At 53.5% G+C, this 14422-nt stretch carries 9 protein-coding genes and 1 pseudogene; 7 read left to right on the top strand and 3 right to left on the bottom strand.

The annotated features are described in order from the left end of the window. Positions 1 to 93 precede the first annotated feature (93 nt). The gene (locus R8G34_02790; GenBank protein MDW3221807.1) at positions 94 to 2052 is read left to right on the top strand and encodes a bifunctional 2',3'-cyclic-nucleotide 2'-phosphodiesterase/3'-nucleotidase; all 1959 of its coding nucleotides are present in this window, start codon (positions 94 to 96) and stop codon (positions 2050 to 2052) included. An 806-nt stretch (positions 2053 to 2858) separates the two neighbouring features. On the opposite strand, the gene tig is transcribed toward R8G34_02790, so the two are convergent. Then, positions 2859 to 4190 (bottom strand): trigger factor, encoded by a 1332-nt coding sequence (tig, locus tag R8G34_02795; protein ID MDW3221808.1) that lies wholly within the window; start codon positions 4188 to 4190, stop codon positions 2859 to 2861. A 375-nt stretch (positions 4191 to 4565) separates the two neighbouring features. On the opposite strand from tig, the gene R8G34_02800 reads away from it, so the two are divergent. The 5 genes from R8G34_02800 to R8G34_02820 all read left to right on the top strand — a co-directional run bounded on the left by R8G34_02800 (position 4566) and on the right by R8G34_02820 (position 12725). Next, positions 4566 to 5906, top strand: coding sequence for an aspartate aminotransferase family protein (locus tag R8G34_02800; protein ID MDW3221809.1), 1341 nt, complete (start codon positions 4566 to 4568; stop codon positions 5904 to 5906). Between the two features lie 572 nt (positions 5907 to 6478). Then, positions 6479 to 6811, top strand: a complete 333-nt coding sequence (locus R8G34_02805) for a hypothetical protein (protein ID MDW3221810.1) — start codon at positions 6479 to 6481, stop codon at positions 6809 to 6811. 274 nt (positions 6812 to 7085) lie between these two features. Beyond that, a complete protein-coding gene (locus R8G34_02810; protein MDW3221811.1) occupies positions 7086 to 8975 on the top strand; it encodes a CHAT domain-containing protein in 1890 nt (629 codons plus the stop codon). Continuing rightward, positions 8972 to 10699: a hypothetical protein gene (locus R8G34_02815; GenBank protein MDW3221812.1), complete on the top strand. Its 1728-nt coding sequence runs from the start codon at positions 8972 to 8974 to the stop codon at positions 10697 to 10699. Before R8G34_02810 ends, R8G34_02815 begins: the two co-directional genes overlap by 4 nt. A gap of 172 nt (positions 10700 to 10871) precedes the next feature. Continuing rightward, positions 10872 to 12725, top strand: a complete 1854-nt coding sequence (locus R8G34_02820) for a hypothetical protein (GenBank protein ID MDW3221813.1) — start codon at positions 10872 to 10874, stop codon at positions 12723 to 12725. Between the two features lie 86 nt (positions 12726 to 12811). Here R8G34_02820 and R8G34_02825 read toward each other — a convergent pair whose 3' ends face one another. Continuing rightward, positions 12812 to 13666, bottom strand: a complete 855-nt coding sequence (locus R8G34_02825) for a hypothetical protein (protein ID MDW3221814.1) — start codon at positions 13664 to 13666, stop codon at positions 12812 to 12814. A 294-nt stretch (positions 13667 to 13960) separates the two neighbouring features. On the opposite strand from R8G34_02825, the pseudogene R8G34_02830 reads away from it, so the two are divergent. Beyond that, positions 13961 to 14145 (top strand): annotated as a pseudogene (locus tag R8G34_02830) (integrase). Here the strand turns inward: R8G34_02830 and R8G34_02835 are convergent. Beyond that, positions 14092 to 14349, bottom strand: a complete 258-nt coding sequence (locus R8G34_02835; protein MDW3221815.1) for a hypothetical protein — start codon at positions 14347 to 14349, stop codon at positions 14092 to 14094. The pseudogene R8G34_02830 and the gene R8G34_02835 overlap by 54 nt on opposite strands. Positions 14350 to 14422 lie beyond the last annotated feature (73 nt).

Below are 14422 nucleotides of genomic sequence, written 5' to 3' on the forward strand. Positions count from 1 at the left end.
ACGCGCCCCTGTTTGTGAGATGATCGTGGGGTGGTCAAACTGCGCGGTTTGAATGGCCGTCGTTTTCCAACACTCACACAAAGGATGCATGTCATGACCCTTCGCCTCTCTCGCCGTTCCTTTATCGCTGGCAGCGCGGGCCTGATGGTGCTGCATCCGTTTTCCGTGAACGCTGCGGCAGGTCAGGCGCACCTGCGTTTGATGGAAACAACCGACCTGCATGTGCATGTTTTTCCATATGACTATTATGCTGACAAACCCCGCGACACCGTGGGGCTGGCACGCACGGCCTCGATTATCGGCGACATTCGGGCCGAGGCGACAAATTCCGTTTTGCTCGACAATGGCGACTTTTTGCAGGGCAATCCCATGGGGGACTACATCGCCTATGAGCGCGGCATGAAGGACGGCGACATGCATCCTGTGATTGCGGCGATGAACGCGGTTGGCTTTGATGCCGCTACGCTGGGCAACCATGAATTCAACTATGGTCTTGAATTTTTGATGAAATCTTTGGCCGGAACCGATTTCCCTGTGGTTTCCGCAAATGTGGTCAAGGAAATGGGCAGCGCGCCCACGCAGGATGTGACGTTGGTGAAACCCTACACCATCATCGAACGACAGCTGACAGATGGGGCGGGTGAAACGCATCTGATCAAGATCGGACTCATCGGGTTTGTGCCACCGCAAATCATGAACTGGGACCGTCGTCATCTTGAAGGTAACGTTCAGACCCGCGATATCCTCGAAGCCGCGCGGGCCTATGTGCCCCAGATGAAGGAAGAAGGGGCCGACATCATCATCGCATTGTCCCATTCCGGTATCGGGTCAGCGGATGAGACTGAGATGATGGAAAACGCATCTGTGCCCTTGGCTGCGGTGCCGGGAATTGATGCCATCCTGACCGGACACAGTCACCTGGTTTTCCCCTCGCCCACCTATCAAGACTATGCCGCCGTCGATGCAGGCGCAGGCACGATCCATGGCAAGCCCGCGACCATGGGCGGTTTCTGGGGCAGTCATCTGGGCCTGATTGATCTGATGCTGGAGCGCGATGGCGCGGGATGGCGCATCGCCGGGCATACCAGCGAAGCCCGACCGATTTCCAAGCGCAATGAGGATCGTTCTGTTACGGCGCTGGTCGAAAGCGACCCAACCGTCCTTGCCAGCGCGCAGCAGGCGCACGACGAAACATTGGCCTATGTGCGCCGCGCGGTTGGGAAAACTGACGCCAACTTGCACAGCTATTTTGCGCTGGTCGCGGATGATCCCTCCGTGCAGATCGTCTCAAACGCACAGGTATGGTACATTAAAGAAATGCTGCAAGGCACTGAATACGAAACGCTTCCAGTACTATCTGCTGCCGCTCCCTTCAAAGCTGGCGGCCGTGGCGGTCCAGAGTATTACACGGACGTTCCCAAAGGCGATGTCGCCATCAAGAATGTCTCTGATCTGTACCTTTATCCCAATACCGCGCGGGCGGTTCTGGTCACGGGAGCAGAGGTCAAGGACTGGCTGGAACGCTCTGCGGGTCTGTTCAATCAGGTAACGCCCGGCCAGGCAGATCAGGTCCTGATCAATGACAGCTTTCCATCCTACAATTTCGATGTGATGGACGGTGTGACCTATCAGATTGACCTCAGCCAGCCGTCAAAATTTGACGCCAAGGGCGTGCTGATCAACCCGGATGCCAACCGCATTACCGATCTTAGGTTCGACGGGCAACCGATTGATCCTGATCAGAAATTCATCGTGGCGACCAACAACTACCGTGCCAGCGGTGGCGGCGATTTCCCTGGCGCAAAAGGGGATAGTATCGTCTTTGAAGGACCCGATACCAACCGCGATGTCATCGTGCGCTACATTGTGGAAAATGGCACCATAAGCCCGCGTGCGGATGCAAACTGGACGTTCAAACCGCTCGATGGCGCTTCCGTGCTGTTTGATACCGGCCCCAAAGCGCAGGATTATGTAGATGACGTCAAGGGCATCACGCTCGCGCCGGCTGGCGAAGGCACGGATGGGTTTGCCCGGTTCCGCATTGATTTGTAACTGGCCGTCTCTCCAGTTTGTAGAGGTTTCGCACCTTCCGGGTCGCGGTTCCGCGCGACGGGGTGACTGTTGTTGCGCGAGGATATAACCGCGTGGTTCCACACGCCCGGTGTATCACAATCGCGCTTTCGATCACCGGTGACCTGTCCTGCAAACAGTCAAAACGCCGCTTGCGGACACAAGACGTGCAGACCTAGCAACGTGCTGAAGAACGAAAATCGCGTTCCGGAACTGACGCGGCTTCAACGCTTTCAACGATTGCGCCTGCCTAGAGCGCCCATCGCGCCACGATGGATTTGTCGGATACACCTTGCGCCACCTGCCATTTTTTGCGTGCCGTTGCCGCCAGCGCCTGACCGGTGTGACGGCCACAGATGCAGACCCTCTCGCGAGCGTCTCGTCGTTCCGCGGCATCATGCAGTGGTATGTCCGCTTAAACACAAAGGACGTCCCACGACAAAGCGCTTATCTTTGCCCGCCAGGCCAATTCCTCTCTCGGGGAAATAGGTCGAGCTTGCCCGGCAATATTTGGCAACGCGAAAAGATCCAGACAGGATGACCGACTCGAAAGCGCGACACATATCAAAGCCATTTCAGGGCACAAGCATACGCGCGGCGCAGAAAAGGCGATCCTGCAAAGTACTCACGCGATCTTGCGGCACGTGGGGTTCTCTGTTCAAAAACAACAGGTCAACGGCCAGTTTTTAACGCTCGCCTCGCGCAGATCTGTCTTAATCCTTCATACGCCAACAAAAAAGGCCGCCCTTACGGGCTACCATTTCCTTGGGCATACGCCATCAGACGTCTTACTCTTCTTCCAGCGCTTCTACTGCTTTCTGCAGATCGTCTTTGGAAACCGTCTTTTCATTCAGCGTGGCCTGCTCAAACACATGATCCACGACTTTGTCCTCAAAGAGGGGCGCGCGCATTTGCTGTTGCATCTGCTGGTTCTGCTGCACGAATTCAAAGAACTGGCGTTCCTGACCGGGATACTGACGCGCCTGGTTCATAATGGCTTGCGTCATCTCGGCATCTGTCACTTCAACTTCGGCCTTCTGACCAATTTCCGCTAGCAAAAGACCCAGACGCACGCGCCGCGTGGCCAGTGTTGTATGCTCATCCGTGGTTTCGATTTCCGGGTGATCATGCCCTTCCACATCGGGGTTATCTTCGTGCCACAACTGATGTGCGATCTGCTTGGCTTCGGCCTCGACCAGAGACGGCGGCAAGTCGAAATCAACCAAACCATCCAACGCGTCCAACAGTCCACGTTTCATCACTGCGCGCGCAGCACCCGCATATTCCGCCTCAAGACGTTCGGAAATCTGGGTTTTCAGCCCAGCCAGATCTTCGGCCCCAAATTTTTTGGCCAGCTCATCATTGATTTCTGCGGCAACGGGGCCTTTGACTTCCTTGATGGTGCAGTCAAAGACCGCCTCCTTGCCCGCAAGGTTCTCTGCCTGATAGTCATCGGGGAAGGAAACCGTTACGGCCTTCTCTTCGCCCGCCTTGCACCCCACCAGTTGCTCTTCGAAACCGGGGATGAAGGAATTGGAGCCCAGCACCAGCGGATAATCCTCAGCAGCACCGCCGTCAAAAGCTTCGCCATCTACCTTTCCAAGGAAATCCATGACAACCTGATCGCCATCCTTGGCTTTTGAGCCTTTCTTGCGGGCTTTGAAATCCTGTGCGGTTTCCGCCAGATTTGCCAGCGCTTCCTCAACCGCTTCATCCTCGGCCTTCACAACCATTTTTTCCAGTTCGATCGTTGCGTAATCAACGTCGGGAATCACAGGCAGCGCTTCATAAGACATCGCAACCTCGACGTCGTCGCCCTCTTTCCAGTCCTCGTTGGTCATTTTGACCTCAGGTTGCAAGGCTGGGCGGTCACCTGAGCTTTCAAAGTGGTCACTCATCGCGCCGTCAATGCTCTCCTGCATCGCTTCGCCCATGACTTTCTGGCCAAACTGTTTTTTCAGCAGCGCCATCGGCACCTTGCCCTTGCGAAAGCCCTTCATCTCGACCTGAGGCTGCGCTTCGGCGAGTTTTTCGTTAACCTTGGCGTCCAGTTCAGCGGCAGTGACCGTGATGGCATAGCCGCGTTTCAGACCTTCGTTCAGCGTCTCGGTGACCTGCATGTGTGCTCCATGTAAATAAGGCGCGCCGGGCGGGCGCGGGCAGAAATTTCCGCTCTTCTATTTGGCCTGCAACAAAGGTGCAAGAGGACTTCACCCCAAAGCATTTGCAGCACACCGTATCAGGCATTGATCCGGACCTCGGCAAAGCCAGATCCCGCCCTGATGTGACGATCACAATCCGGACGTTCAAATCACCCTGCAACTTGTAAACCCAACCATTCTGGCGTTAGGTCAGGGCACGGGATAAAGGCCGGTCACCTGAGGTCCCTGGGCATTTGCAGGGTGATGGATGGCGCGTGATTATCCCAAGTGATCCCTAAAAGGTTCTGCAGCATGGCTCAGAACGCTGAATGACAAAACCAAAAGGATTGAACCATGAGCCATGTTTTTCCGCGCCACTGCCATTCAGATTTGCCAACTGCCTCCGGGGGGGATGGCTGCTTTTTGATCGACACGGAGGGCAAACGGTATTTTGACGGCTCGGGCGGGGCCGCCGTTTCTTGTCTGGGTCATTCCAACGCCCGGGTGACGGAGGCGATAAAGACCCAGGTCGACAAACTGGCCTTTGCCCATACCGGGTTTTTAACCTCTGAACCGGCTGAGGCGTTGGCGGATCTCTTGATTGCTCACGCCCCCGGCGATCTGGACCGCGTCTATTTCGTGTCTGGCGGATCAGAAGCGGTTGAAAGTGCGATCAAACTGGCGCGCCAGTACCATCTGGAAAACGGCCAACCCGAACGTCGCCACCTGATTGCGCGACGTCAAAGCTATCACGGCAATACGCTGGGGGCGCTGTCAGCTGGGGGCAATGCCTGGCGACGCCAGCAATTTGCGCCTCTATTGGTGGAGATGAGCCATATCGCGGCTTGTTATGAATATGCCGAACGCCATGATACCGAAACGCTGGAAGTATACGGGCAGCGCGTCGCGCAGGAACTGGAAGACGAAATCCTGCGGCTTGGGCCGGAAACGGTCATGGCATTCATAGCGGAACCGGTTGTGGGCGCGACCCTGGGGGCGGTTCCATCTGCGCCTGGTTATTTCAAACGCATCCGCGAGATCTGCGACAAATACGGGGTTCTGTTGATTCTGGACGAGGTCATGTGCGGCATGGGACGCACCGGGCATCTATTCGCCTGTGACGGCGACGGTGTGACACCGGATATCCTTTGCATCGCCAAGGGATTGGGCGCGGGTTACCAGCCGATTGGAGCGATGCTGTGCAGCAAGACAATCTATGAGGTGATTTCGGCAGGCAGTGGATTTTTCCAGCATGGGCACACTTACATCGGTCATCCGGTGGCCACGGCCGCAGGGCTCGCGGTGGTTCAGGAGATTCTGGAGCGTGATCTGATAACGCAGGTCCGCGCGCGTGGCCAATATCTGGAAACTCAGTTGCGCCGCCGCTTTGCACAACATCCCCATGTGGGCGACATTCGAGGGCGTGGGTTGTTCTGGGGAATTGAATTCGTCGCGGATCGTAAGAGCAAGCAACCTTTTGATCCCAAACTGAGACTGGCCGGAACACTGAAGAAAGCAGCCTTTGCAGAAGGGATGATTTGCTATCCGATGCCCGGTACACGGGATGGCCGCAGGGGCGATCACATCTTGCTCGCGCCCCCCTTCATTGCAAGTGAAGCCGAACTGGATCAAGCTCTGGACATGATGCAGCGTGCCATCGACGTGACTTTGGCAGATGCAGGCGTTTCCGCCTGACCCGCGCTGTTGGAGGGATATGAAGACCATGCGCCAAAACAGGATGGTGCCCTCCGGGTGCGTCGACGATAGTGGGCAGTCGATTTTTGTCCGGCCTCCTCTGTTGGGCGATGATCAACCGGACGCAAAAACACGATAGCCCATCCAGGGCATGGCAAATTGGCGCGTATTATTTGCGGTGATTTGGCAGGCCCTGATGCGCCCCGCCAAATCGCGGCTTTTGAACCGTAAATCAGAGCGCGCGGGGAAAAGCGTGCTGAAACCGAGGCCGCACTTGGCGTTTCCGTCCGGTCCAAGGGCCGCTCCGCAGGACTCAGAGAACTGCGCCGCATACCTTTATTTTCAAAGGCTTATGGTTCACTAATCCTGTTTTTAGAAACAGTGGCGCATTTGAGCAGAGCAACCTAGAGCCATTTGGCGCAGACGACATTTTGTCTGAGATAGAGGGTTAAGCAAGCATTCTTGAGGCTAATCCAGAAGTTATCTGAGTTCGCAGCACAGGATGATCCAGGCGGTTTTGAAAGGTAAGACGCTTGAAACACCGGTGCGTTTTGCTTGCCGGAGATGTCGCCATGACACAGAATGGCAGCAGAATTTCCGGTCAAAAAACGGCCACCACGTCCAAAGCAAGGAACGAAAGGCCCGGACGCAAGGCAATTTCACCTATCGCGTTGCGGCTTGCACCAGGGGAGCGCAACAAGCTGGAGGAGATGACAGCACGCATGACGCTCCGTGCCTTGATCCGCGCGTGTATATTTTCGGAAGAAACCAAACGCCGGAAACAACGCCCCAAAGATGTAATTGCCGATCAGAAAGCGGCGGCTGAGGCCTTGGCATTGCTGATTCAGTCCCGGATTGCCAACACCCCAATAAACTGGCGTTTCAAGCCAACATTGGAGCTTTGATACGTGGGGAACCCGAGACAGCGCAGGTTACTGAAGCGACGAGGTATCTTGCAGACTTGCGCTCAGTTTATTCACGCCCTCGCTAAAGCATGAGATCAGCCGCGGCGCGTGACTGCCGTCATTTGCAAAATAAAGGCTTCCGATGATAGACTTCTGACATTAATTTTATTGGTTCATTATGAACGTTTTTTCGATCCAAATTCGACCTGCCGAGACCGATAGGGAATTCGCTGTTCACATTGGAAAAAACGGCACGTTCAGCGCGCCGAGTGACTTGGCAATTGACCTGTCGGCCACGTCCAGGTTTAACCGGGTCGTTGCTGATATTCGTGACGGGTATTGCAAGCTTGACGATCTGAAAGACGCCGGTGCACATCTGTGGTCGGGTGTTGTAAATGACGTCAACGAGCGCATTTTTCGTGAGATGCTCGAAGAGGCAGGCGCGCAACCTGTTTACATCGCGCTCGATGTTCCCAAAGACTTGGCGCAATTGCCCTGGGAAAGCATTTATGACGAGACGTGCAACCGGTTCTTTCTGCTGCAACCGCAAATTCGTTTTATTCGCAGTGTTCAGGATGCCGCCCCTCCCAGCCCTTCACCAAGCCTAGGTAGCAACGACAAACTGCGCGCGCTGGTTGTTATTCCGGATGTTGCGGATCTGAATGCTGGTCAGGAATGGACCAATATCAAACGCATATTCGAAAGCGCGGAAATCGCCGAGCGTGTGCATGTTGACCGCTTGGAAGGTCGGGTGACAATTGATCGGCTGGACGATGCGATAAGGGACGGTAATTACGACATTTTCCACTTTATCGGGCATGGAGAATTAGACGAGAAACAGAATGTCACGATACGGCTGAACCAAGAGGATGGTGTCGCCAATGAGTTCTGGGCCAATGGTGAATCTTTTGCCGAATTATTCAGCGATAGCAGTATCCGCCTGGCTGTTTTGAACTGCTGTTTTGCAAGCCAAAGCTCAGCGAACAGACGGACTAGCGGATTAGGCGAAGGGTTGTTAAATCGTGGGCTTTCAAGCGTCGTTGCCATGCAATTTGAGGTGGATGACGAGCAGGCAATTCAATTTTCTGAGACCTTTTACAAAGAACTGCTGCTGGGCAAAACACCGGGCCAGGTTGGCGAAGCAACGCGATTGGCGCGTCGAAAAGTTCATATGAACAGCAAAGACAGCACCCGGCGAGGTTTCATCGCACCGGTGTTGTTCACACGCCCTGACGCAGACCCGACCTTTGCCATCAATCCGAACCAGGATAAGCCAGTGTCCACATTGGCCGCGCCACCAACGGCAGCAGTAATCGAGGATACAAAGCTGCCACCCGGGCTGGTAAATGCCGTACGAAATGGTCGCTGCCTACCGGTGATTGGGCATCATTTTCTCAGCGAATCGACAACGCGTCGCGGACCGTCCACGGGGGCAGGTCCATTACGACTGGCACGATTTCTGGCGGCAAAATGCGATTATCCTGCGATGGATGAATTGGATATTGGCGAAACATCTGCCGCTTGGTGGGCGTCGTCGGTTTTGCAGCGGGTTTGTGAGTTTTATGTGAGCCGGGAAACCGGATTGCAACGCATTGATCTTTGCGAGGCGATCCGCGACCACTATGACAAAAATCAAGTCCCGGAAAGTTTCCGCTCCATTGCCGGATGGAATATTCCAGGGGCAATTTGCACATATTTTGACGGGCTATTGGCCCGCGCATTCGAGGAAGATCGACGCTATCCAAAAGTATTGTCCAACGCTGCTCAGTCGACAGAAGATGTCGATGAAGAACCCCGTCTGGTTCATATCTGCGGTTTACCCCGGGAACCGGAATCGCTGGTTCTGACGGAGACTGATCATGACATGATGTTTGATCGGCTGGAGGAACCGGACGGAACAAGATCGTGCATGGTAAACAGCGCCTATGGGCTGTCAGTGTTGATGCTGGGCGTGTCACCCCGTGATCCAATGGTGCGCAGATTGGCAAGCATCCTGCTGCGCGCTGATGCCGGCCGCGGAACCATCCCTATCCACTTTGTCAGTACCGAAGACGAGCCATTGGCGAGACTTTTTTGGGGGCGATTTAACGTAAGTTGGTATCAAACCTCGCCTGAAGAATTCGTTCAGCAATTGACGGGAATTGCGTCGGAGGACGCGCAATGAGCGATATTGCACTGTCTTCGGTCGATGTGTCGGTTGATGGCGCCAAGACCGCTGATCAAAGCATATCAACGCGCGACGCACTGGATAAGGGTGTTTCAAAATCCGGGCCGTTTCAGTTTCTCGACTATTTCAAAGAGAAGGATAGCGCCAAGTTCGCAGGGCGCGAGCAGGAGATCACCGATATTGTCGAACAAATCACCCGCGCGCGAACCACGATTCTTTATGGCAAATCCGGCCTTGGCAAAACGTCGCTTTTGCAGGCTGGCGTGCTTCCGGAAATGCGTAAACGTCGTTTCACCCCAATCTACGTCAGGACATTGCAGGCCCCGCTGGACGATTTCATTGTAACCGTCGATCATGCTGTGGCGGACCACTTGACTGACCCCGACGCAATCTCCGAGGCCAAGGGTGATTTGGTCAAGGGTTTCATCGCACTGAACGAGGCCAAGGGGCCCGTGGTCGTCTTTTTCGACCAATTCGAAGAGTTTTTCATTCGGTTCAAAGAAAAGCGGGCAGAGCGCAAACTTTTCATCGACGCCGTCATCGGCATCGCGAAAAACACATCAATCGATGTCCGAGTTGTCTTTAGCCTACGAGAAGACTATTTGGCCGCGCTCGATGATTTTCGGTTTGGCCTGCCCAACCTGTTTTCAAACGCAAATCGCCTGATGCCTTTAACAGCCTTTGGCGCCCGCCAGGCAATACTTGCGCCACTGCTTGCCGAGGAGGTCCCGTTTGATCGCTCGATTATTGCAAACATCGTTGATGGGCTCGAAGTGCACAATTTTGATCCGCCGTTGCTACAAATCCTTTGCACAGAGGTTTACCGCGTCGCATTTCAGCGGGACGGCGAAGAGGCCGCCCTCAAGAGCTCTGACGTCGACGCCGTTGGCAGTATAGACGATATTTTTGAAAGCTACATTCAGCGCCTTTTGGATCAGACACCCCAAAATTTGCATTTTCTGGTAAAACTTGTCCTGAACAAGTTGATCACCAGCGATAACACTAAAATGGCCTTGCGCGCCGAGGACCTTACCCACGGCAATTTTGTCATCACCCTACCGCAATGTCAGGAAGTATTGAAATTTCTGGTCGCTGGGAAAATTGTGCGCTGTGACACGCGGCAAGGTACGGATTGGTTCGAGTTGGTCCACGAACATATTGTTGATTTCATTCAGCGATGGCTCAACGATGATCCCGACTTTTTCGACTTCCGGCAAACCATTGGGCATATTGAAAACGGCGTGCGCGCCTCGGATTGGGACGAACGGATTGACCGGTTGCTGCCCGGTGGCTTGCTGGAAGACTACGTTTACCGTTTTCGCAAGCAGCTTCGCCTAGAACCAGACGTGCAGAAATTTATTGTGCGCAGTTGCATTGCCGCGCGCCAGTCAAGCCAGTTGTCTTTTTGGTGCCACCGTGTGGGTGAAGAGGAAAGCAAGGCCATCATTGAAGACATGATGAAATCAGACGAAGCCGCAGCCAGGGCGGCCGCCGCCGAAATGGCCAGCACTGTCATCGAGGGACACGGACTTGCAGGATTGCACCTCGAAAAGGCGCTGACAGACGAAGACGAAGACGTGCGACGAAACAACGGCGCCGCATTTGCAAAGGTTGCGACGAAGGCTGAGTTGATTTCACTGCGCCAAGCATTGAATGCGCATGCAACCCGCGCGCGCGCTCTGGATATACTGGCAGATGTATATGGCCATGCAAGATATTGATCGCAAAACCATAAAGTCCGTCTTTTCACGGCGCCAGCTCCGCAAAAGTCGCAAGATTTGGCGCCGCCGGACATTGGCACCGCATTTGGATAACCTTAACGACGCCGCCGCTGGCGGGGCCTTGGCTGGATTCCTATGCACATTCCTGTTTTTTGTGACCTGCGGAATCTCAATGATATTTTTCGCCATTTGGACAACGGGTTTAGATTTGGTCCTTTACGAGGATGGTTGGGTATTTCTTGGATTATCCATCGCGGGTTACAGTCTAATTGTTTTGGTTCTGCTGGGCACATTCATGGGCTGGCGCATGGGAAAAGGCGCAACCAAATTGGCCGTGCTCAGCGACTTTTCAATTCCCAAAATTGCAACTTCTCCGTGGGCCACATCCATCAGTCTCATGCCCGCAGCGGGTCTGCTTATCTTTTTCGCGATCATGATCTTTTTGGTTTTCATTTTGGAGTCATTTGCGCAATTCCCATCGATGGAATTGTTTTTTGTTGAGTCATTTACGTGGATAGACCGTAGAATGTCGTCACTTGAGCTCACAAATGCTACTCTTTTTGTGACTTCACTGGTTGTTATTTGGATCGTGATCATAGCTGTGCTGACTGTCATTGTGCTGTTCGTGGCATTTGGACTGGCCAGGATCGTGGGACAATTGGCCAGGCTGCAGTTCTGGTTGGCAGGATATCACAGACCAGACTCGATAGCCCAAAAACGCCTTTTGAGACTGCGTATGTGGCTAGCGACATTCGCGTTGACTGCATTCGCAATTGTGTTTTCACTGGGTCTTGTGTGGTTGTTTATCGAATTCATCGTCTATGGTGAGTTCGCAATTTTCAGTGATAGCGTACGCAGGGAAATTGCATCTTTTCAGCGTGATATGGAGCGTGATCCTGAAATCTGGCTGGTGTTCTTTTTGTTGTTTCTGGCGACCATCCTGCAAATAATTACCTATTCCACAATCGCGACATATATTTCGATCTCGACGCTTTGGGCAGGACACTACAAAGATCGCATTCCGGAAAAAATTCAAACAACATCTTACAAACGCCGCGTCGCTGGCAGTGCCATTTCAATCGCCATCCTTGTCGTATCAATCGGATGGTATGAGGCCCATTATAGTTTCACAGACAGCATTCCCTTTGCCGGTCCAGATTACCAAGTATCTTTGACCTGCAACGACAACCGTGCATCTTTGCCATTACCAGAATTTGGACGGGGTTTTCCAGATACCCATAACCAAACAATAATCGTGAATGAGGAATCAGGACGGGTCGGGTTCGACACCCATTCTATCGTCGCGGTTTACGCTAATCTGGACAAAGGCGTCAGCGCGAGGTTCAACGGGCGTTACATAAGCGATTACAACAATTTTGCGCCAGAAGAGGCTGCATTTTTTGTACCCAAAGGCCGCGGCTTTGCTGGTCGCCTAAATTCAGCCAGTCATGTGCACAACCTATCGGAAGACCAGCGAGACAGTGGCGAGTTCGCAGATAGCGAATTTTCTGCAATCATCGAACGGAGATGTTTGCATCCAACCCAATCTTTGCAGATTGAAGGAACCTCGCGGAAGTACGAACTGATTGAATTGACGCCATCAAGAACGGCGAATGGCCTGACTGTGTGGTCCACCGATGTCAGTTTTAGTTCTGACCTAACTCTCGTAGACGTCCCCCGGTTAGACATTCATTTCTTGTTCTTTTCTGGGGTCGAGTATCGGGATTTAAACATTGACGCAAACTTGCGCATCACAGGCACCGCACAAGGCGAGACCTACGACCTTCGGAATGCACGATCAGACACAATCGTGCAAACCAAAGTCGGGTTTTGGTCCCTAAAGGAAAATTATCGAGAATTTTCCGATGCCTATAACGGCATGTCCTTTCGCCCAAATCTGCCGGAAATTGGTGGCGAACATCTGACATTTAGGGTTTTTGAGATTGCAGAGGACGCGCAAAACGAGTTAGGCGCGCTGCCCGTGTCCGAATTGCCAAAAATCTCGTTGGTATTGTCACTGCGCTAATGCGTAACCCGGGGGGGCGCGCGGACAGTCTTTGAGCAAACCTAAGGCGTCATCCCCATCGGTTACGCCACCTGGAGACGCCCGTCTTATGACGTCTCGTTCCCCAAGATGTTTTTCCATTCCGCATAGGCCTCTATCGGCATCCCGCGTTCAAAAAACGTTTTTATTTGACCTCTGAAATCCAACCAGAAATTCCCATCGATCAGACGAGTAACCCATCGGGTTGTACTGAACGCTTGGATGTACCCTGCTGCATCAATCGGATCTGACCCATCCGAGGTTTCAAGGACCAGTTTCAATGAATGCGACTCGATCTGCAATTGAATGGTGTCGTTGGCATCCTCTAACCGCCATCTTGCGCCGGTACCCATCATGATTTCGGTTTCGACACAGCGCCTGGAGGCCTCGACGCTCAAATCGCCGGTTTCCAGCCCAGCGTCGATTTCAACCCCTGCAGACGCCCCGCCCGCCGGATGCACATTCATTGCGTCAAGCGTGCCCTTGGCCGACATATTCAGTTTTCCCGAAAACGTGCCCCGTGCCAACAGTGTCTCTCGCTCGGCAGGGTGCAGTTTTAGCACGCGAAACTCTGCATTGTTGCCGTCGGCCATGAACAACCGAAAAACACATTCGATCCGGTTGAAACCCGAATGCCGCTTGGGAAACAACGTCAACGGGATTTCAACATCCCAGAGTTTATTGTCAGGTTTGGTCGGGGTTTGATCGCCCGCATGGGGCCGGATTACCAATTGTTCGTGAAAACCAACGAGCTCTTGCTCGATCGTCGCCTTAAGTTCCAGAATCCTGTCTTTTGGAGAGGTTTTTGCCCCCGAACGACCAGATCGCACCTGCCCCGCCTGGACAAACGCATCGTCCCAGAGATCCGCAGTAACATCCAAAGGGGAAACCTGTCCGATCAGGGCATCTAGTGCTTCGGCCATTGTAATCTCCTTGGCTCAAATTCAGTAAAATCAATAAATCACTTTCCTAATATGTACTCTAAATCCAAATCTCGCAAATTCCTGTTATGACTACGCGAGCTTCGGGCGCCAAGTCAGAGAAGAAGCGAACCATGCCGCAACTGACCTTTGCAATGCGAGACATTGAACTTTGGGAACACTGCCGAAAATCGCACTGCAATTTCCAATATCGACTGCCACTCTGCGCATATTTGATTTGGCGATCGGTTTTCTTACAGAATGATCGGTGGGGGTGGGAGAGAAATGCGAACCAGTCTCGAGCCTCGTGGAGCCGGAACCCACTCGTTGCGACAGACCAAAGCGCCGGAAGTTTACACAAACCCGGCAATCTTCGGGCGGTGCAGCTTTTGCTGGAACACACGAAGGTAGACAGCACAGTGCGCTGCTTAGGCGTCGAGCTTGAAGATGCGCGGAGCATCGCTGAAAAGATCGGCCTTTGAACGACCGTGGCGGGTGGCGATTGCCATGGAAGCAGCAAAACTGCGGCTTGGATGAGATTTCCAAAACTGCTTTGCAATGACCGTTTCCGCGACGCGGGCTGCAACGCAGCAAAACATGCACCGCTTATGCAAAGCACTTAATGCAGTCATTGGAGCACATGCGGCAAATGGTGATTTTGTTCCGTAGAATGTGAGTTCAATCAACTGCGGATTTTGCGAGCGCGGCGAATGTCGGCAAAGCGGGCTGCGAGTACATCATTGTTATGTTGTGGCCAAC

Source organism: Paracoccaceae bacterium (assembly GCA_033344815.1).
GTDB lineage: Bacteria > Pseudomonadota > Alphaproteobacteria > Rhodobacterales > Rhodobacteraceae > Roseobacter.

Coding starts and splice junctions, on each gene's coding strand:
- R8G34_02800 (MDW3221809.1), top strand. CDS start 4,566: ATGAGCCATGTTTTTCCGCGCCACTGCCATTCAGATTTGCCAACTGCC.
- R8G34_02825 (MDW3221814.1), bottom strand. CDS start 13,666: ATGGCCGAAGCACTAGATGCCCTGATCGGACAGGTTTCCCCTTTGGAT.
- R8G34_02805 (MDW3221810.1), top strand. CDS start 6,479: ATGACACAGAATGGCAGCAGAATTTCCGGTCAAAAAACGGCCACCACG.
- R8G34_02820 (MDW3221813.1), top strand. CDS start 10,872: ATGATATTTTTCGCCATTTGGACAACGGGTTTAGATTTGGTCCTTTAC.
- tig (MDW3221808.1), bottom strand. CDS start 4,190: ATGCAGGTCACCGAGACGCTGAACGAAGGTCTGAAACGCGGCTATGCC.
- R8G34_02790 (MDW3221807.1), top strand. CDS start 94: ATGACCCTTCGCCTCTCTCGCCGTTCCTTTATCGCTGGCAGCGCGGGC.
- R8G34_02815 (MDW3221812.1), top strand. CDS start 8,972: ATGAGCGATATTGCACTGTCTTCGGTCGATGTGTCGGTTGATGGCGCC.